At 54.4% G+C, this 1,770-nt stretch carries 1 protein-coding gene and 1 rRNA gene; one reads left to right on the top strand and one right to left on the bottom strand.

What is annotated here, in order from left to right:
* Positions 1–12: 12 nt before the first annotated feature.
* Positions 13–1,530, top strand: a 16S ribosomal RNA gene (locus QP934_RS11230).
* Here QP934_RS11230 and QP934_RS11225 read toward each other — a convergent pair.
* A partial coding sequence (locus QP934_RS11225) for a hypothetical protein (RefSeq protein ID WP_419127569.1) occupies positions 1,531–1,770 on the bottom strand: 240 nt, incomplete at its 5' end.

Below are 1,770 nucleotides of genomic sequence, written 5' to 3'. Positions count from 1 at the left end.
TTCTGAAATTTTTTTGTGGAGAGTTTGATCCTGGCTCAGGACGAACGCTGGCGGCGTGCTTAACACATGCAAGTCGAACGGAAAGGCCCTGCTTGCAGGGTACTCGAGTGGCGAACGGGTGAGTAACACGTGGGTGATCTGCCCTGCACTTCGGGATAAGCCTGGGAAACTGGGTCTAATACCGGATAGGAGCCATTTTTAGTGTGATGGTTGGAAAGTTTTTTCGGTGTAGGATGAGCTCGCGGCCTATCAGCTTGTTGGTGGGGTAATGGCCTACCAAGGCGGCGACGGGTAGCCGGCCTGAGAGGGTGGACGGCCACATTGGGACTGAGATACGGCCCAGACTCCTACGGGAGGCAGCAGTGGGGAATATTGCACAATGGGCGCAAGCCTGATGCAGCGACGCCGCGTGGGGGATGACGGCCTTCGGGTTGTAAACTCCTTTCGCTAGGGACGAAGCTTTTTGTGACGGTACCTAGATAAGAAGCACCGGCTAACTACGTGCCAGCAGCCGCGGTAATACGTAGGGTGCGAGCGTTGTCCGGAATTACTGGGCGTAAAGGGCTCGTAGGTGGTTTGTCGCGTCGTCTGTGAAATTCCGGGGCTTAACTCCGGGCGTGCAGGCGATACGGGCATAACTTGAGTACTGTAGGGGTAACTGGAATTCCTGGTGTAGCGGTGAAATGCGCAGATATCAGGAGGAACACCGATGGCGAAGGCAGGTTACTGGGCAGTTACTGACGCTGAGGAGCGAAAGCATGGGTAGCGAACAGGATTAGATACCCTGGTAGTCCATGCCGTAAACGGTGGGCGCTAGGTGTGAGGGTCTTTTCACGACTTTCGTGCCGTAGCTAACGCATTAAGCGCCCCGCCTGGGGAGTACGGCCGCAAGGCTAAAACTCAAAGGAATTGACGGGGGCCCGCACAAGCGGCGGAGCATGTGGATTAATTCGATGCAACGCGAAGAACCTTACCTGGGCTTGACATACACCGGATCGGGCTAGAGATAGTCTTTCCCTTTGTGGCTGGTGTACAGGTGGTGCATGGTTGTCGTCAGCTCGTGTCGTGAGATGTTGGGTTAAGTCCCGCAACGAGCGCAACCCTTGTCTTATGTTGCCAGCATTTGGTTGGGGACTCATGAGAGACTGCCGGGGTCAACTCGGAGGAAGGTGGGGATGACGTCAAATCATCATGCCCCTTATGTCCAGGGCTTCACACATGCTACAATGGTCGGTACAACGCGCAGCGACACTGTGAGGTGGAGCGAATCGCTGAAAGCCGGCCTTAGTTCGGATTGGGGTCTGCAACTCGACCCCATGAAGTCGGAGTCGCTAGTAATCGCAGATCAGCAATGCTGCGGTGAATACGTTCCCGGGCCTTGTACACACCGCCCGTCACGTCATGAAAGTTGGTAACACCCGAAGCCGGTGGCCCAAACTTGTTAGGGAGCCGTCGAAGGTGGGATCGGCGATTGGGACGAAGTCGTAACAAGGTACCCGTACCGGAAGGTGCGGGTGGATCACCTCCTTTCTAAGGAGCTTTTATTTGTGGGTGCAGTTGCATCCTTGGTTGGTTGAGTGTGCGAGTGTCATGCTGCCGACCTTTTGTGAAAATTGTCCGGGTGGAACATACACCTTTTAAGACAAGGCCAAGTGTTTGAATGGCGCTTTGTGACACACGTGCCGTGCACAGTTGTAAAAAGTAAATTGTTTGTATGTTGGTGCATTGTTGGGTGTCTGGGGCATTATTCCCCTTTTTTTGTGTGCCTGA

It is taken from the genome of Corynebacterium sp. MSK122 (genome assembly GCF_030229435.2).
Taxonomy (GTDB): Bacteria; Actinomycetota; Actinomycetes; order Mycobacteriales; family Mycobacteriaceae; genus Corynebacterium; species Corynebacterium marquesiae.
Note: the sequence above shows the minus strand (reverse complement) of the source record. Positions and strands in the feature narration are given on the sequence as shown.